The organism is Flavobacterium luteolum, from assembly GCF_027111275.1.
GTDB lineage: Bacteria > Bacteroidota > Bacteroidia > Flavobacteriales > Flavobacteriaceae > Flavobacterium > Flavobacterium luteolum.
Window position 1 is genome coordinate 4,894,919 of sequence record NZ_CP114286.1, and the last position, 19,361, is coordinate 4,914,279.

The 19,361-nt window shown below is 32.2% G+C and carries 13 protein-coding genes; 9 read left to right on the forward strand and 4 right to left on the reverse strand.

The window, feature by feature from the left end; genetic code table 11:
- Positions 1-266 precede the first annotated feature (266 nt).
- A complete protein-coding gene (locus tag OZP10_RS20810) occupies positions 267-1,811 on the reverse strand; it encodes a hypothetical protein (protein ID WP_281632584.1) in 1,545 nt (514 codons plus the stop codon).
- 155 nt (positions 1,812-1,966) lie between these two features.
- On the opposite strand from OZP10_RS20810, the gene OZP10_RS20815 reads away from it, so the two are divergent.
- From OZP10_RS20815 to acs, 9 genes are all read left to right on the forward strand, one after another.
- Entirely contained in the window at positions 1,967-3,133 is a 1,167-nt protein-coding gene (locus tag OZP10_RS20815) for a 2-isopropylmalate synthase (RefSeq protein WP_111378209.1), read from the forward strand.
- 50 nt (positions 3,134-3,183) lie between these two features.
- Positions 3,184-4,302 carry a 3-isopropylmalate dehydrogenase gene (gene leuB / locus OZP10_RS20820; protein WP_281632585.1) on the forward strand — a complete coding sequence of 373 codons (1,119 nt, stop codon included), beginning with the start codon at positions 3,184-3,186 and terminating at the stop codon, positions 4,300-4,302.
- Between the two features lie 270 nt (positions 4,303-4,572).
- Positions 4,573-6,246 (forward strand): dihydroxy-acid dehydratase, encoded by a 1,674-nt coding sequence (gene ilvD / locus OZP10_RS20825; protein ID WP_281632586.1) that lies wholly within the window; start codon positions 4,573-4,575, stop codon positions 6,244-6,246.
- Between the two features lie 70 nt (positions 6,247-6,316).
- Complete coding sequence (locus OZP10_RS20830) at positions 6,317-8,017, forward strand: hypothetical protein (RefSeq protein WP_281632587.1); 1,701 nt, start codon at positions 6,317-6,319, stop codon at positions 8,015-8,017.
- 5 nt (positions 8,018-8,022) lie between these two features.
- Positions 8,023-9,090: a hypothetical protein gene (locus OZP10_RS20835; protein ID WP_281632588.1), complete on the forward strand. Its 1,068-nt coding sequence runs from the start codon at positions 8,023-8,025 to the stop codon at positions 9,088-9,090.
- A 54-nt stretch (positions 9,091-9,144) separates the two neighbouring features.
- Entirely contained in the window at positions 9,145-10,833 is a 1,689-nt protein-coding gene (ilvB, locus tag OZP10_RS20840) for a biosynthetic-type acetolactate synthase large subunit (RefSeq protein WP_281632589.1), read from the forward strand.
- A 94-nt stretch (positions 10,834-10,927) separates the two neighbouring features.
- On the forward strand, positions 10,928-11,449 hold the full coding sequence (gene ilvN / locus OZP10_RS20845) for an acetolactate synthase small subunit (RefSeq protein WP_008464099.1): 522 nt from the start codon (positions 10,928-10,930) through the stop codon (positions 11,447-11,449).
- 60 nt (positions 11,450-11,509) lie between these two features.
- Positions 11,510-12,979 carry a ketol-acid reductoisomerase gene (gene ilvC / locus OZP10_RS20850; RefSeq protein WP_281632590.1) on the forward strand — a complete coding sequence of 490 codons (1,470 nt, stop codon included), beginning with the start codon at positions 11,510-11,512 and terminating at the stop codon, positions 12,977-12,979.
- Between the two features lie 493 nt (positions 12,980-13,472).
- Positions 13,473-15,383 (forward strand): acetate--CoA ligase, encoded by a 1,911-nt coding sequence (acs, locus tag OZP10_RS20855; RefSeq protein ID WP_281632591.1) that lies wholly within the window; start codon positions 13,473-13,475, stop codon positions 15,381-15,383.
- Between the two features lie 99 nt (positions 15,384-15,482).
- Here the strand turns inward: acs and OZP10_RS20860 are convergent, their stop codons facing one another.
- The 3 genes from OZP10_RS20860 to OZP10_RS20870 all read right to left on the reverse strand — a co-directional run bounded on the left by OZP10_RS20860 (position 15,483) and on the right by OZP10_RS20870 (position 18,551).
- On the reverse strand, positions 15,483-15,875 hold the full coding sequence (locus tag OZP10_RS20860) for a hypothetical protein (protein ID WP_281632592.1): 393 nt from the start codon (positions 15,873-15,875) through the stop codon (positions 15,483-15,485).
- A 159-nt stretch (positions 15,876-16,034) separates the two neighbouring features.
- On the reverse strand, positions 16,035-16,631 hold the full coding sequence (locus OZP10_RS20865; RefSeq protein ID WP_281632593.1) for a 3'-5' exonuclease: 597 nt from the start codon (positions 16,629-16,631) through the stop codon (positions 16,035-16,037).
- Between the two features lie 3 nt (positions 16,632-16,634).
- The gene (locus OZP10_RS20870) at positions 16,635-18,551 is read right to left on the reverse strand and encodes a DUF294 nucleotidyltransferase-like domain-containing protein (RefSeq protein WP_281632594.1); all 1,917 of its coding nucleotides are present in this window, start codon (positions 18,549-18,551) and stop codon (positions 16,635-16,637) included.
- Positions 18,552-19,361 lie beyond the last annotated feature (810 nt).

The window sequence follows — 19,361 nt, forward strand, 5'->3', positions numbered from 1 at the left end:
GAAAATCCCAAATTCCAAATTTCGTTGGAGTTTGGGATTTTTTTTGATTCTAAAACCCGACAGGTTTTAAAAACCTGTCGGGTTTGTTGTTTTTAGTATTTAGTATGTCATTTCGACGAAGGAGAAATCTTCGCAAGAAACTCCACAAATATTGGGCTTTCGTTATGGAGCTACTTATGAAGATTTCTCCTTTGTCGAAATGACAAAAACCTTGAATTTAAAGGCTTTTTTTATTAGAATTTGGAAGTTCTTTATGGGATTTAAACCTATCGATTATTCAATTTAGCTTTCTCCTTTATAATATCAGCAATTTTTCTGTTTTCGATTTTGCTTTCCAGCCACGAAATAATATCAAGATATAAGAAAGCTCTTTTTTCGTAAGTGTTTTTCTCAAGTTCTACGAAACGGGCGTGCATTTTTTTAAATTCCTTTTTAATATCAGCAGGATAGAAGTTGTTTAGATTTCTTAAAAACTTAATAATCTCCTTTTGGACTTCGTGCAAGTCGTTCATTTTTAATAAAAACTTATAGGTGCTCTTTAGGTGATTTTCTAAGTAATAATCTTTTCCAATTTCATAATGTGCAATCAGAGATAATAATCTTGCAAAACACATTAAATCTTCACGCATCGTCAAGTTTTTATTGTTGATGATCTTATCTAAATAATTAATGCATTCATTGTATTTTTCGTTACCAAAATAAATAGAAGCAATTTTATAGAAAAACAACATTTCGTGATGTTCGTCAAGATGTTCACTGTGTAATTTAAGTTTGCTTAAAATCTCTGGAATCAAATATTCGCTTTCTGCAAAAGTTCCTTCTAATATATGTAGGTTTAATTTGTTGTTGTATACATATAAAAAAGACAGTGAGGCAAGATTGTCATTTACTGGAAATTTAAGATCGGTAATCGTTTCTTCTAAAAGATTTAAATATCTTTTAAAATTTGATGTGTATTTCAACATGTAAAGCGATTCCAGAAAATAATGATTTCCTTTTAAGAAAAATACTGGATTCAGATAAATCATATTTGGATTATCATAAAAAAGCTGAACCCATTTATAGGCAAACTTGTAACTCGCCAAGAAATCTTGAACTAGAAAGCTTCGCCAAAGATTAGCGTTATAAAACCAGTATTTCTCGCGGAAACCAAATTTGCTTTCATCTAGTTTTGAGATATGTCTATTAAAATAGTCGTCTATATATTTGTACTCCTCGTCACTTTTTACGTAACCAGTTTTTAGCATGATTCCGTATAGCTGAAGCGATAAATTAGACAGTTTGCTTGAAATCGTATTTCTATAGTTTAATTCTTTGGCCTGAACAACCAATTCGTCAGCACGTCCTTGAATACTTCGTGTGATATATTGCGATTCAATAAGTTTTTCGAATTCAACAATTTCATACGCCATATATTTTTCGTCATTCTCTAAAGCTTGCTGTTTTGTTTTGTCTAGAATTTTCAAACTCTGCTTGTATAATCCTTTATTATAAAGAATAACAGCAAAATCCATTTGTTCGCGAAGCTGATAACGAATATTCTGGCTAGGAATATTTAATCTTATACTGACAAGAATTTGTTTGTATAAGTATGATTTTAAGTTAGATAGCTGCACTTTTTGGATTGTACCACTTTTCAGAATGAGTTTTTCATCGTAAACTTCAGATTTATCTAAAATATTGAATAATTCGATAAATTTTGTGTTTGAACTCGTTTCTAATCGGCTTGCAAAAATTTTAAACTGCCTTTTTTCTGATTTCGAAAGTGATTTGATTAGAACAAATAAGAAATCTTTTTGATGGTTAGCCATTGTAAAAAATAATAATATAACTTATTGATTATAAGTTAGTTAATAAGGTATAAAACGTTTTATAAATAGTATAATTTCATTAAAATGAATTTCATACTGTAATAGTACAATATATATTTGTTATCAAGATGTGAAATTACATTAAATAAATGAATATGAATAGAGAGAAAGTTCAAATTTTTGACACCACATTGCGAGATGGTGAACAAGTTCCAGGATGCAAGTTAGATACTAAACAGAAATTAGTTATCGCAGAACGACTAGACAAAATGGGAGTTGACATTATCGAAGCAGGCTTTCCTGTGTCAAGTCCAGGCGATTTTTTATCGGTCTCTGAGATTTGTAAAATTGTAGAAAATGCAACCGTCTGCGGACTAACAAGAGCCGTGAAAAATGACATTGATGTTGCAGCAGCTGCCTTAAAGCATGCTAAGAAACCTAGAATCCATACTGGAATCGGAACTTCAGAATCTCATATACTCCACAAATTACAAACTACGCCTGAAGATATTATTGCAAGAGCGAAATTTGCTGTATCACATGCTAAATCTTATGTAGAAGATGTAGAATTCTACGCAGAAGATGCTGGTAGAACAGACAATGCGTTCTTAGCTAAAGTTTGTGAAGAAGTTATTAAATCTGGAGCAACTGTATTGAATATTCCTGATACTACTGGATACTGTCTTCCAGAAGAATACGGGGCAAAAATTAAATATTTAAAAGAAAACGTAAAAGGAATCGAAAACGTAATTCTTTCATGCCACTGTCATAATGATTTAGGAATGGCAACTGCAAACTCAATCGCAGGAGCTATAAATGGAGCAAGACAAATAGAGTGTACTATTAATGGTATTGGTGAAAGAGCTGGAAACACTGCACTTGAAGAAGTGGTAATGATTTTTAAACAACATCCTTACTTAAATTTAGATACAAACATCAATACAAGAGAATTAAACGAAATGAGCCGTTTGGTTTCTGAAAGTATGGGAATGATTGTACAGCCAAATAAGGCGATTGTTGGAGCAAATGCTTTTGCCCACAGTTCTGGAATTCACCAAGATGGTGTAATCAAAAACAGAGCAACTTATGAAATCATGGATCCGTTAGACGTCGGAGTAAATGAATCTTCAATCATTTTGACAGCAAGAAGCGGAAGAGCTGCTTTGGCTTACCGTGCCAAAAAAGTAGGTTACGAATTGACAAAAGTACAGTTGGATATCGTTTACATCGAATTCTTGAAATTCGCTGACATTAAAAAAGAAGTTGTAGATGCAGATATTCATCAAATTATAGAAGCTTCTAAAATAGAAGTTAATATCTAAAAAATAAACTAGGAACAATAAGGATTTAAAGACATAAATAGCGAGAGATTATGAATTTAAAAATTGCAGTTTTACCAGGAGATGGAATTGGACCTGAAGTAATATTACAAGCTAAGAAAGCTATGTACGCCATTGGCGAAGTGTATAATCATGAATTTGTTTTTGAAGAAGCGCTGATGGGAGCGGTTGCTATCGATAAAACAGGAAATCCGTTACCGGAACAAACTTTAAATCTGTGTTTAAACACTGATGCAGTTTTACTTGGTGCGATTGGAGATCCTAAATATGATAACAACCCAAATGCAAAGGTTCGTCCGGAACAAGGATTGTTGAAACTGCGAAAAGAATTAGGATTGTTTGCTAATATTCGTCCTATAAAACCTTATAAAGCCTTAATTGAATCTTCTCCTTTAAAAAGAGAAATTATTGAAGGAGCTGATTTTACCATTTTTAGAGAATTAACTGGTGGAGCTTATTTTGGTGAAAAAACACTTAATGAAGAAGGAACACATGCTTCAGATTTATGTGCATATTCAGAAGAAGAAATTACCAGAATTGCTCATTTAGCTTTTCAATCAGCACAAAAGCGACGCAAAAAGCTAACAATGGTGGATAAAGCAAATGTTTTGGAGACTTCAAGATTATGGAGAAAAGTAGTTCAGAAAGTGAGCGAAGAGTATTCAGATGTTAAGCTTGATTTCTTATTTGTAGATAATGCAGCAATGCAGTTAATCTTAAATCCGAAACAGTTTGATGTGATTTTAACTGAAAACTTGTTTGGAGATATTTTATCTGATGAAGCCAGTGTAATTACAGGTTCAATTGGTTTATTGCCATCTGTGTCTTTAGGAGAAAAAAATGCTTTGTTTGAGCCAATTCACGGATCATATCCGCAGGCAAAAGGAAAAAATATTGCCAATCCGATTGCTTCGATTTTAGCGGCAGCGCTTTTGTTAGAGCATTTTGGATTAACTAAAGAAGCTCATGTAATTTATAAAGCGGTAGAAAAAGCAATTGAATACAAAGTAGTTACAGTTGATTTGAAACCAGATTCAAAGTTTGGAACTAACGAAGTAGGAGAGTTTGTTTCTAATTTTATTTTCAGCAAAGATGATTTGCTGTATTTCAATAATGACAATGTTAGTATTGGGCAATCTACAATTGTTTAATATTTTTTGTTAAAATGTGAATATAATAACAAGAAGTATTTGAAATGTTGAGATTTTATTTTTTTACTTCCAGAAGTTTGCTTACTTTTGTGACACTAAAAAAAATAAATGATGCAAATCTCAATTATTATTACTTCTGTCGTTGTTGTCAATGTGATTCACACATCTGCATCGGGAATGTTATAAATATAATTGAAAGACTATATTACAAACCTTCCAAATACTGGAAGGTTTTTTTTTGAATTAAAATAAAAAATAAATAAAACAATAATGGAATTAAATAAGTACAGCAAGACCATCACACAAGATCAAACACAGCCAGCGGCACAAGCGATGTTGTACGGAATTGGTTTAACTGAAGAAGATTTAAAGAAAGCACAAGTTGGTATTGTGAGCATGGGTTACGATGGTAACACTTGCAACATGCACTTGAACGATTTAGCAAAAGATGTTAAAAAAGGTGTTTGGGATGCAGATCTTGTCGGACTTATTTTTAATACCATTGGTGTTAGTGACGGAATTTCTAACGGAACTGAAGGTATGCGTTATTCACTAGTTTCTCGTGATGTAATTGCAGACTCTATCGAAACAGTTGCGGGTGCACAATGGTACGACAGTATTATTGCAATTCCTGGATGTGATAAAAATATGCCTGGAGCTTTAATCGCAATGGGAAGATTAAATCGTCCGTCTCTTATGGTTTATGGAGGATCTATTCATTCAGGAAAATGGAAAGGAGAATCACTAAATATTGTTTCTGCTTTTGAAGCTTTAGGAAAAAAAGTAAAAGGAGAAATTACTCCAGAAGATTTTAAAGGTGTTATCCAGAATGCTTGCCCAGGAGCTGGTGCTTGTGGTGGTATGTATACTGCAAACACAATGTCATCTGCAATTGAAGCATTAGGAATGAGTTTACCATACAGCTCTTCGAACCCTGCTTTAAGTCAAGAAAAAAGAGATGAATGTCTTGTTGCTGGAGCTGCTATTAAAATATTATTAGAAAAAGATATTAAGCCAAGAGACATTATGACTCGTAAGGCTTTTGAAAATGCTATTACAATTGTAGCCGTTTTAGGAGGTTCTACAAATGCTGTTATGCACTTAATTGCAATGGCACATTCTGTTGGTATAAAAATAACTTTGGATGATTTTCAGGCTATTAATGACAGAACTCCTGTTTTGGCCGACATGAAACCAAGTGGTAAATACATGATGGAAGATGTTCATGAAGTTGGTGGTATTCCTGCTGTAATGAAATACTTGCTGAAAGTGGGGCTTATTCATGGAGACTGTTTAACTGTAACAGGAAAAACAGTAGCCGAAAATTTAGCTTCAACTCCAGATTTACAAGACGGACAAGAAGTAATTCATGAAATTCAAAAAGCATTAAAACCAACAGGAAATATTCAGGTTTTATACGGAAATCTTGCTTCTGAAGGTGCTGTTGCAAAAATCAGCGGAAAAGAAGGAGAGTATTTTGAAGGGCCGGCGGTTGTATTTGAAGGCGAATTTGAAGTAATTCCAGGTCTTCAAGCCGGGAAAATTAAACCAGGTAATGTAGTTGTAATTAGAGGTTGTGGACCAAAAGGAGGTCCAGGAATGCCAGAAATGTTAAAACCAACATCTGCTATTATCGGAGCGGGATTAGGAAGTACTTGTGCTCTAATCACAGACGGTAGATTTTCTGGAGGCTCACACGGGTTCGTAGTAGGACACGTTACACCAGAAGCTTATGATGGTGGTGGTATTGCACTAGTAAAAGATGGAGATATAATCGCTATTGATGCTGTAAAAAACACAATTGACTTAAAAATTTCTGACGAAGAATTTGCAGCTCGTAAAGCGGCTTGGGTTCAACCAGCGTTAAAAGTTGACAGAGGGGTTTTGCTTAAATATGCAAGATCAGTATCAAGCGCTTCTACAGGTTGCGTTACCGATAATTAATTTAGAATTAAAATTAAACAGTAAAATACCAAAAGCCAAAATCTAATCCAAAACCAACTTATTCAATAAAATGATAAAAACAATTTACAAATCATTTTTGTTTCTATTGCCTTTAGTTTCATTTTCTCAAAATGCAAAAATTGAGAATCTAAAAAAAGAGTATAATCTGCAAGTCAAAAAAAGTGGTTTCATTCTTTTGGAAGATAAGAATAATTCCGAAAATATTAAAATTGCAAATGCTAACGGAGATATTGTTTATTCTTACAAGAAGAATAATAAAACTGGATTTGTAAGCGGATTAAACTGCGGGAAATTTTTCACATCAACAGTGAAAGGAAGCGGTAATGATGGTGGTGGTTATATGATTTTTGAAGGTATGAATGTTGAAATACATGATGCTAAAAATCCAGATGTTGGAACCAAAACCAATTTTAATTTCACAAATGGAGTATGGAATCAGCCTTTTGAGTTTTATAGCTTTTTTGACAGTACGGATAAGGTTGGTATAATTAATTCATGTGGCGAAATAATAGTACCGGCTACATATAAACGTATTGGAAATTTCAACAAAGTTGGACAAGCATTAGCATATACTGATACAGATTTTACAGTTTTGGATACATTAGGTAAATCTTTGCTGAAACAGCCATTTAAGCATGGATTGGAAAGAGTCTTTAAGCATGATTATAACGTTTATGTAAAAGACAACCGTGTGAGATCAAGTTTAGATGGTAAACAGTTTGGAATATTTGATTTTAAAGAAAACAAACAGTTAATACCAAACAACTATGATGAGATTTCACCTATAGATAAAATGTATTATAGAGTTAAAGAAGAGAAGGATGCCTTTGCTTATTTAGCAAAAAAGAATGATATAATTGAGGTTATTGATTATTCAAATTTCAAAAATATTCTTCCTATTTCAGTAGGAGCCAATGGTATTTCTTCGATATCTGAATTAGGCAATAAATATGTGACTATTTTCTATAAAACAAAAAAAATAATTAGACAAGTAAGTCAAACCGTAAGTAACGACGAATCAAAGTATTGCAAGAATGTCTACTACGATGGAAAAGTGCTTTTTGATGCTAAACTAGAAATCGAAGACATTAAGATTTATAAGGATCGTTTGCTTGTGCTTCAGTTATATAATGGAGGATCAATGATTTATGATTTGCAAAAATCAAGTTTTATTGCAACATTTCCAGAGAATTTAATAACTGTATACGATTATGAAATGCCAAGATCAATGGTTTTTAAAAAAGAGTATATGTATGATGCAAGAGACACTTTTTTTAATGTAAGTATTCCATGCAAAGGTCCAGGTTGTCAGACAAGTAATTCAAGTAAAGGAGCTCTTTGCGATTTTAATGGAAAGTTAAGAACAGATTTTTTACAAGATGTTAGTTATATAGTTGTGAAGCTAGATAAAACGCAAGATAAGTTTCTTTTTTTAACGCATAAAAGACCTGCAGATTTTACTTTGAATTTTAACCTTTACGACAATGACGGAAAGTTAAAACTAGAAAACTTTAGAATAGAGGATAATCAAAAAGAATATGCTCTGCTTACAAAAGAGAATACTTTGGTTCTTAATGAAGTTATAGAAAAAACTTCTGTCTATGGCAAAACTGCTTTTGATGTAAGTGGAAATATTATCGGAGAGCGTTATATGTATTTAAGTGATCCAGCTAAAAAAGAAGTAATAAAAACCGAATACACAAAAGAACAAGTCGAGTCTCAGAAAAACAATAGATTCTTAAAAAAATAATTTTTATGAAAATAAAAAATACCATAAAATATTTGCCATTAATTTTTATTTCAATCAATGCTTTTTCACAGTTAAAACCTGAAAAAGTCGATTTAGATAAATTCTCATTCAATGTAAATTATCAAATTCTGCCTGCAAAGTTTGTTGCATTAGAAAAAAGAACTTTTAGTACAGAAACCGTCATTGGTCCAGATTTTACACCTTTTTATTCAAATAAAGAAACATTGAATAACAAATTAAATCTATACGGATGGAAAAGAAGCGTCAGATATTCAAACGTTGATATCGAGGTAAAGCTGAAAAGCTTTAAAATGGGAGAACCTAAACTGGAGTCAAAAGTTGATGAATCGAAAGATAAAAATGGAGTAGTCGTCAAGACCACAAACTATTTTGTAACTGCAGTAATTGAAGCGAAAGGAGTTGCAGTCGTCAAGATCAAAGGAGCATTAACTGAATCTGGAAGCGATGAAGAGATTGTTTATGATTTTAACAAAGATTTTGTCTATAAATCGCTTAATGACAACGCTAATTCTGAAGTTGTAAAAGAGGCTTTTAAGAAAGAAAAAACAGATTTTTATAATGAAAGCATTAAAAATTATGTTGATGGAGTTTTTAGCGATACAAATTATAAACTCAATAAAGTCTACGGATTGGAGCCTACAACTTATAGAGAGAATTTATGGATTATAGATTCTAAAGATGAAGAAGGAGGAATTCAGAAAGAAGCTTTAGAGGCAGTGAAAGTAATTTTTGCAAAAATGTCTGCAACTGCACCAATTGATGAAATTGTATCAGATATGAATCCATTAATTGAATATTTTGACTCTTTAAAAACAAAGTATACAGGAAGTGACAAATCAAGTAAAAAAATCAGATACTCAGCTTATTATAATCTAGGACGAATTTATATTCATTTAGATCAGCCTGAAAAAGCAATTAAAGAAGGAGAAGGATTAATTGCTAATGATTATGATAAAAAAGATGGAAAAAAAATTATAGAGGATGCAAACTATGACTTGGAAAATTTTAAAAAATCAACCTACAAGTCAAAACATAATCCCGTATTATATTAATAAGTATTTAAAATAGTATCTCATACTATATTAAGTGCCAAAAAATAAAAAAAAATGAGAATATCAGGGGCAGAAGCCGTTATAAGATGTTTATTAGCAGAAGGAGTAGATTTAATTTATGGTTACCCAGGCGGTGCTATAATGCCAGTTTACGACGAATTATATAAATTTCAAGATCAATTGCACCATGTTTTAGTACGTCACGAACAAGGTGCAACACATGCAGCGCAAGGTTATGCGAGAGCAACAGGAAAAGTAGGAGTGGCAATTGCTACTTCTGGTCCAGGAGCTACAAATTTAGTTACAGGTATTGCAGATGCTCAAATCGACTCAACTCCGTTAGTATGTATTACAGGGCAAGTTGGAAGACATTTATTAGGATCTGATGCGTTTCAGGAAACAGATATTATCGGAATTTCAACTCCGGTTACAAAATGGAATTTTCAGGTAACTGAAGCTTCTCAGATTCCTGGAATTATGGCAAAAGCATTTTATATTGCACGTTCTGGACGTCCAGGACCTGTATTGGTTGATATTACTAAAAATGCTCAGTTTGATGAGTTTGATTTTAGCTATGAGAAATGTACTGGAATTAGAAGTTATATTCCAGTACCAAAATTAAACTTAGATAAAGTTGCCGAAGCAGCAGCTTTGATCAATAGCGCTAAAAAACCTTTTATTGTTTTTGGACAAGGAATTATTCTTGGCGAGGCAGAAGCTGAGTTTAAAGCAGTTGTTGAAAAATCTGGAATTCCTGCGGCTTGGACAATTTTAGGATTATCAGCTTTACCAACAGATCATCCTTTAAATGTTGGTATGCTTGGAATGCACGGAAATTATGCGCCAAATTTACTAACAAACGAATGTGATGTTTTAATTGCTTTCGGAATGCGTTTTGATGATCGTGTTACAGGTAAATTAAGCACTTATGCAAAACAGGCAAAAGTAGTTCACTTTGAAATTGATCCAGCAGAGGTTGATAAAAACGTAAAAACAGAAATTGCTGTTTTAGGAGATGTAAAAGAATCTTTAGCTGCTTTATTACCATTGTTAGATGCAAAATCTCACGATGCTTGGCACAACGAGTTCAAAGAATTAAGCAAAGTTGAATTTGATTCAGTAATAAAAGAAGAATTAAATCCAACTAACGGTAAAGGAATTTCGATGGGAGAAACTATCGAAATGATAAACAAACACTCAAAAGGAGACGCAATCATTGTTTCAGATGTTGGTCAGCACCAAATGTTTGCTTGTCGTTATGCTAAATTCAATTCGACTAAAAGTAATATTACTTCGGGAGGTTTAGGAACTATGGGATTTGCATTGCCTGCTGCGATTGGAGCAAAAATGGGAAAACCCGAACGTGAAGTAGTAGCGATTATTGGTGATGGAGGCTTCCAAATGACAATTCAGGAACTTGGAACTATTTTCCAGACTCAGGTTCCAGTGAAGATTGTTATTCTAAACAATGAATTCTTAGGAATGGTTCGCCAATGGCAGGAATTATTCTTTGATAATAGATATGCTTCAACAAAAATGATTAATCCAAACTTCATTGCAATTGCTGAAGGTTATCATATCAAATCTAAAAAAGTTACACAGCGTGAAGATTTAGATGCAGCGGTCGCTGAGATGCTGGCTTCAAAAGATTCGTATTTCTTAGAAGTTGTAGTCGAAAAAGAAAATAATGTTTTCCCAATGATTCCAACAGGAGCTTGTGTATCAGAAATTAGATTAAGTTAAGAAAAAAGTTTCAGGTTTCCAGTTTCAGGTTTCAATCCCGATAGTCATCGGGGGTAAAACATGAAACTTGAAACAAATAAAACTAAAAAAACAAATGGAAGATAAAACATTTACCATATCGGTATACTCAGAAAATAATGTGGGTTTATTAAATAGAATATCAGGAATATTCTTAAAGCGTCACATTAATATATTAAGTCTAAATGTTTCAGAATCAGAAATTGAGAACGTTTCAAGATTTATCATCGTAGTAAATACGACAGAAAAATGGGTTCAGAATATTGTTGGACAAATTGAAAAACAAATTGAAGTTATAAAAGCATTTTATCATACAGATGAAGAGACTATTTTCTTAGAAAATGCTTTGTTTAAAATTGCTTCAAGTTTGTTGTTTGATGAGAAACAAATTCAGAATATTATTAAAGAGAGCCAGTCTACAATTGTGACAGTTTCTCGTGATTTCTTTGTGATTTCAAAATCAGGAAGACGTTCTGAAATTGAAGAATTATACCAAAAGTTCAAACCATACGGAATTATGCAGTTTGTACGTTCGGGAAGAATATCAGTTTCTAAACAAAAAATGGAGATTTCTTCTTTATTAGAAACCTTTAAATAATAAAATCTTAGTTATATATAATCAATATTAAATTTCATTTCATTAAATATTAAAACAAAAATGGCAAATTATTTCAATACATTACCACTTAGATTACAATTAGAACAATTAGGAGTTTGCGAATTTATGGAGCAATCAGAATTTGCAGACGGAATTGCAGCATTAGCTGGAAAAAAAGTTGTAATTGTTGGTTGTGGAGCACAAGGTTTGAATCAAGGTTTAAACATGAGAGACTCTGGTTTAGACATTTCTTATGCATTGCGTGCAGATGCAATTGCAGAAAAAAGAGCTTCTTATAAAAATGCAACTGAAAATGGTTTCAAAGTAGGAACTTATGAAGAATTGATTCCAACTGCAGATTTAGTTTGTAACCTTACACCAGACAAACAACATACAGCTGTGGTAACTGCTATTATGCCATTAATGAAACAGGGTTCTACTTTATCTTACTCTCACGGATTCAACATCGTAGAAGAAGGGATGCAGATTCGTAAAGACATCACTGTTATTATGTGTGCTCCTAAATGTCCAGGTTCTGAGGTACGTGAAGAGTATAAAAGAGGATTTGGTGTTCCAACTCTTATCGCAGTTCACCCAGAAAATGATCCAAACGGATTTGGTTTAGATCAAGCAAAAGCTTACGCTGTAGCAACTGGAGGACACAGAGCAGGAGTTTTAAGATCATCTTTCGTAGCTGAAGTAAAATCAGATTTAATGGGTGAGCAAACTATTCTTTGTGGTTTACTTCAAACTGGATCTATTTTATGTTTCGATAAAATGGTTGAAAAAGGAATCGATGCTGCTTACGCTTCTAAATTAATCCAATACGGATGGGAAACTATCACTGAAGCTTTGAAACACGGTGGTATTACAAATATGATGGATCGTTTAAACAATCCTTCAAAAATTGAAGCTTACGAATTAGCTGAAGAATTGAAAGATATCATGCGTCCGTTGTTCCAAAAACACCAAGACGATATCATTTCTGGAGAATTCTCTAGAACTATGATGATTGACTGGGCTAATGATGATGTTAACTTATTAAAATGGAGAGCTGTAACAGGAGAAACTAACTTCGAAAAAACAGCTCCGCAAGACGCTCCAATCTCAGAGCAAGAATATTTTGACAATGGAGTGTTAATGATTGCAATGGTAAAAGCTGGTGTTGAATTAGCTTTCGAAACAATGACTGAAGCTGGAATCATTGAAGAATCTGCTTACTATGAGTCATTACACGAATTGCCATTAATTGCAAATACAATTGCAAGAAAGAAATTATTCGAAATGAACCGTGTAATTTCTGATACTGCAGAGTACGGATGCTACTTATTTGATCATGCATGCAAGCCATTATTGACTGAATTCATGAAAAAAGTTGAAACTAACATTATTGGTAAACCATTTTCAACTTCAAACGGAGTAGATAATGCAGTATTGATCGCTGTTAACAAAGAAATTCGTCAACATCCTATCGAAGAAGTAGGAGCTTGGTTGAGAGAGTCTATGACGGCTATGAAAAAAATTGGATAATAAAAATTTGGGAACTTCCGCAGGATCCGATTCTGCGGAATTTGCACTGTATCAATGATTTGTAATATTTTGAATTAGTAAGCACTTATTAAGAAAAAAGATATAGATGCATATTGCATTCACTTAACTTCAGAGAGTGAGTAAGTTAAGTGAAGCGGATCCCTAAAATGGGGTATATTTTACAAAAATATACTTGTTTGAATTTCTGTTTTAATTAATAAAGATGCTTCTATTTTCAAAATAGAGAAAAATCACGCAGTGCGCATTACAAAATTAATTGTTATTGAAATTTGTTAAATTAAAAAAGGCATAATATCTATTTATTATGCCTTTTTTGCCTTCTATTTTTGATTTAAAAAGTAAAATTTTAAATCAAACACAAATAATTATCATATTTTATTAAATAAATGTTTTTATTTGATAAAATTTATGAATTAAATTATTTCACGGATACGTTCAGATTTAATACATTTATAAAAAAATTCAACAAACGATGAGCTATTACAAAATTGAAAATTTAGAACAATATTTTAAACATTACAATAAGTCAATAAGAGAGCCAAGAAAATTTTGGGGAAAAATAGCTGAGGAAAATTTCACATGGTACCAGCATTGGGAAAAGGTTGTTGATTTTAATATGGCGGAAGCAGAAGTAAAATGGTTTACAGATGCTAAAGTTAACATTACCAAAAATTGTATTGATAGACATTTAAGCAAAAGAGGAGAGAAGACAGCAATTATTTTTGAACCAAACGATCCTTCTGAAGAAGCTTTACATATAACGTATAATGAACTATACGAAAGAGTTTCAAAAATGGCAAACGTCCTTCGTGAGCAAGGTGTTCGTAAAGGAGATAGAGTTTGTATTTACTTGCCAATGATTCCAGAATTGGCTGTTTCTGTTTTAGCTTGTGCTAGAATTGGAGCTATTCACTCTGTTATTTTCGCTGGATTTTCTGCTTCGGCAGTTTCTGCGAGAATCAATGATTGTGAATGTAAAATGGTAATCACATCTGATGGAGGCTACAGAGGAAATAAAACAATTGATCTTAAGGGAATTGTAGACGAAGCTCTAGAAACTTGTCCTTCTGTTACAAAAGTTTTAGTTGCTAAAAGAACTAATACTAATGTTAAGATGAAAGATGGTCGTGATGTTTGGTTACAACCATTATTAGATGCAGCTTTAGATAATAGTGTTGCTGAAATTATGGATGCCGAAGATCCTTTGTTTATCTTATATACTTCAGGATCAACTGGGAAACCAAAAGGAATGGTTCATACTACTGCTGGTTATATGGTATACACTGCGTATACTTTCAAAAATGTATTCAACTACGAAGACAATGATATTTTCTGGTGTACTGCAGATATCGGATGGATTACAGGTCACTCTTATATATTATACGGACCATTATTGAATGGTGCTACAACTGTAATTTTTGAAGGAGTTCCTTCTTATCCAGATTTTAGCCGTTTTTGGGATATTATCGAAAAGCATAAAATTACACAATTCTATACTGCGCCAACTGCAATTCGTTCATTAGCAAAAGAAAGTTTAGATTACATTCAAAAATACCCTCTTAAATCACTTAAAGTTATCGGATCTGTTGGAGAGCCAATTAACGAAGAGGCTTGGCACTGGTTTAATGACCACGTAGGAGATAAGAGATGTCCGGTTGTAGATACTTGGTGGCAGACAGAAACAGGAGGAATCATGATTTCGCCAATTGCTTTTGTAACACCAACAAAACCTACTTACGCAACTTTGCCATTACCTGGGATTCAGCCTGTTTTGATGGATGAAAAACGTAATGAAATTGAAGGAAACCAAGTAGTTGGAAGTTTATGTATTAAATTCCCATGGCCGGGAATTGCCAGAACTATTTGGGGTAATCATGATCGTTACAAAGAAACTTATTTCTCTGCTTTCCCTGGAAAATATTTTACAGGAGACGGTGCCTTAAGAGACGAAGTTGGGTATTACAGAATTACAGGTAGGGTAGATGATGTTGTTATTGTTTCTGGACATAATTTAGGAACAGCTCCTATTGAAGATGCGATCAACGAACACCCAGCTGTTGCGGAATCTGCAATCGTTGGATTCCCTCACGATATTAAAGGAAATGCTTTATATGGTTTTGTTATTCTAAAAGAAACTGGAGAAGTTAGAGATAGAAATAACTTAACAAAAGAGATAAACCAATATATTTCTGATCACATTGGGCCAATTGCGAAATTAGATAAAATTCAATTCGTTTCTGGTTTGCCAAAAACTCGTTCTGGAAAAATTATGCGTAGAATTTTGCGTAAAATAGCCGAAGGAGATTCTTCTAATTTTGGAGATACTTCGACTTTATTAAATCCAGAAATAATAGAAGAAATTATGAAAGAAAGAATTTCTTAATTTAAAATGTAAATAAAAAAAAAGCCTCTTAATTTTAAGAGGCTTTTTTTTACTTTTAATTGAAACTTGGTATTTTGAAATTGATATTTTAATCTGTCTTTATGGAGCAATTTTTAAACTTAAATCGTTTACAAAAACGAGAGGCTGCATGTTGCTCAAGTTAGTAAGCGATAGAACACCTTTTTTATTTTCGTTTACTGCATTTATTCTAAAACAAAACTCATTGCCATCTTTATCTCTTAACGTTATAAATTCGGTAGTATCATCAGAAAAGTTCTGACAGCTGTTCGAGATTGTATATTTGTACATCACGCTCATTCTGTCGTTATTGTAATTGTATACTTTCCCGTCTGGGGTAAAAGTCCATTTTATATTACGGTTGGTGTTAGAGTACCAGCTTCCTAGAATGCGTTTAGACGAAGGATCTTGATTTTGTGCAAAAATTGCTGAAGCAAAAAACAGCAATGGCGCTATAAATAGTAGTTTTTTCATAGATTTTCAATGATAAAAAAGGTTTTATATTAATGTACTATAAAAATACAATTTTACTTAATTTGAAAAATAAGTGAGTTTGTAAATTTCTGTTAATAAAAAAACGCCTCTTAAAATTAAGAGGCGTTTTTATATAGTATTGATTAGAATTTTAAGGATTTATTTAATTCCTAGTCTAGATTTTAGTTTCAAGAACAAAAGTCCAATTCTGTATGCATCTTCTGCAGAAGAATTTCTATCACTTTTTGGAATTTTATAAATTCCGCATAAATCATCCAGAGAAAATTGTTTGTCGTTTATATCAGTCAATTTTCTGTACATTACATCAACATCTAAAGCTTCATTTTTAAGACGTCCACAATTTAAACGTTCTAGTGCGGCATTTAGCATTTCAATATCAAAATTGATATGATGTCCAACCAAAATTGAGTTTCCTATAAAATTAACCAAAGCTTCAAGAGCATCAGGTTCAGGCATTTTCATCATCTTGCTTTCAATGATAAATTCATTTGAAAGTCCGTTGTCCTGAAGATATTTATATTGTAATAAAACTGTTTCGAAATTTTCTTTAATAACAATGCTGTCGTCAATAACTGAAAAGGCTCCAAGAGATAATATAACATCCTTATCCGGATTTAAGCCAGAAGTTTCAGTTGATATCACAACAAACTTATTAGGTTTAGTTTCGAATTTAGTTAAATAGTCTTTCCAGAAATCTGGATAGTCTTTATTGATATTTTTCAGCCAGTCTAGCATATTTTATGAGAATTGCGTCAATTGAAATTTACTCTTAATCAGTTCCTCCAGATCTTTCATTGGGGCTAATGCATTTTTTAATTTCTCTTTGTCAGATTTTGACATTTCTCTTAAATTAATATATTGGCCAGAGTCGTCATTTTTTAATCCTTCAACAGTTCTAAATTTAGAAAGCGTTAAGAAAGCTTCTGCGCAGCTTAAATAAATTTCGGCATTTTTAGAATCTGTAATGGCTAATTGTTTGAATCTAAGATAAGTATTTTGAATTCCTTTTATATTTGCATTTAGTATCAATAGACGAGCTCCGTCGATTAAAGGCATTAAAGCCCTTGTCTTGATATCAAATTTATCTTTATTTGGACCATCTTCTTCAGTTATAAATTTCTTGAAGAAACTCAATGGAGAGTTTCTCTTTAAAGCGTCATTTCCTAAGAAGTCGAAGAATAAAGTGTTGTTAACGGCATTTTTGAAAATTACATTTTCAATTGCTTCTTCAATTTTTGGTTCGCCAAAAACAATTTCATAATCAAAGAAAATACTGCTCAAATCATTACTGTTTTCACCTGGAGTATTCATCCAGCTATTGTATTGTTTTGTCCAGTCGCTCAATGATTTACACCAAAGCATGTTGCTTGCCATATGTCCGTTTGGGCAATAATCATAACCTACTTTTTCTAATATAGAAGTAGCACGTTTAGCTAATCTTAAGAAATAATCTTTTACTTCTCTGTACTTCTCAGGAGTTACATCTTCAAAAATTAAGATGCTGTCTTGATCTGTAAGTAATAATTGCTCCTTACGTCCTTGACTTCCAATACTTAACCAAGCAAAACGTGCAGGAGGGGAGCCCAAATCTAAAATTGCTAGTTCGACAGCTCGCTTTATAATCGCTAAATTAATCTCACTTGCAATATTACTAACATGCGAAATTGGAATATTTTTTTGAATCGAATTCTGAATCAAATCAGATAAACGATCACGTATTTGTTTTAAATCTTTTGGAAGCTGTGAACGTTTAATCTCTTTAATTAATACACCAGGGTTACTTGCTTGTGCTACAATAAGATCGTGTTCAGAAATAATTCCTTTTACTACAGATTTACTTGTGCCATCTTTGGTTACACATAAATGCGTAACATTGTGTTTCAGCATTAGTAATTGCGCTTCTGCCAAAGACACATTTTCTAGAACGGTAACAACTGGCGAAGACATAATTTTGTCTATAGTTGCAGTAATAGGATAGCGTCCAGTTGCAATCTTAGATGATAAATCGGCATTGGTTACAATACCAATTGGGTGATTTTTTTCGCCACAAATTATAATATTATCTAACATTGAATCTGTCATCAAATTTGCGACATCTTTAATTATAGAATCTGCTTTCGTTGTTAATGGCGAATTGTTATAGTTAAGAGACTGAATATATTGCATTTCTGTCTGTTGGTCAATGTAGTCACTATCAGAAACTAATTTACCATTAGAGCTCATGCTGTCCTTTGTGTGACGTGAATTTACAGCAAAACTTTCCAACAGAAAGTTTAAAACGTCTGAATTATTGGCTACAAAAGGTCTAAAAACAGCGATCGGAATAGCATAAATAATACTTTCTTCACGTGCTTTAGCCGTCATCATATAGTTATTTTTTGCAAAAAATGGGCGTAAACCAAAAATATCGCCTTCATGGCATTTATTTATAATAGTTTCCTCAGCGTCCGCAATAGTTGTAAGATTGATGACACCAGAAGCTACAACATAAAAGCTGTCATGAAGCGGATCGTTATTTTGAAATAATACCGCATGTTTTTCTAAATTAATGACACGAATATTCGTGGCTATATCTGATAATTCCTGAAAGGTTAAATTATCAAACGGTTTGTATTCTTTTAAAAAATCTGCAATATGCTCAGCAACTGTATTCATATATGTGATAATTTATTTTTAAAGTATCGAATGTAAAAATAGTAAAATAAAGTCTTACAACGAAAGGTTCTTTAGCAGAAACTAATTATTTTAAAGAAATGTTAAAAGATAATGGCAATAAGACTTAAAAAAGTTTTAATGTTTTGAAATTTTAAATATTTCTAATTCAAAAAAAGATTTTTTATTTAATGAAAAATGACTGTCTAAAGTACGTTTGATGATTTTTTAATATTTGAAAATATTTTGGTTTTAAAATCATACACTGCAATTATAGACGATTTCAATATACGAAAAATGTTTTACTTAAAATCAAACTGTAGATAAATCCAGTAAATGAAATTTCTAATATTTGAGAATTTTTTAAAATAAAAATCATACAGCGTATTTATGGTGATTTGAATTTAAGTAAAATGTTTGAATTGAAATACTAACTTAAATACGGTATGCTAAATTTTTAATATTTGAGATTTTTTTAAAATGAAAATCATATAACGCATTTATAGCGATTTGAATTTAGAATAACAAACTGTATAATCTAGCAGATCAAATTTTCAATATTTGAGAATTTTTTAAAATGAAAATCATATAAGGAATTTTGAGAGATTTCAGTTTAAAAAAAAATGTAAAAGTTTTAATCTAAAAAGAACTAGAAGCAAGGATGATAAATTTTCCATAAAACGAAAACACTGCGTCTAAAAGTTATAGAGCGCGTTGTAGGCAGGTTTCTAAAATATTCTATTTTACATAATATAAATTATAGGTCAAAACAGGATAGTAGCGCTTGAGGCTCAAGGGATTTTGTATAAATCA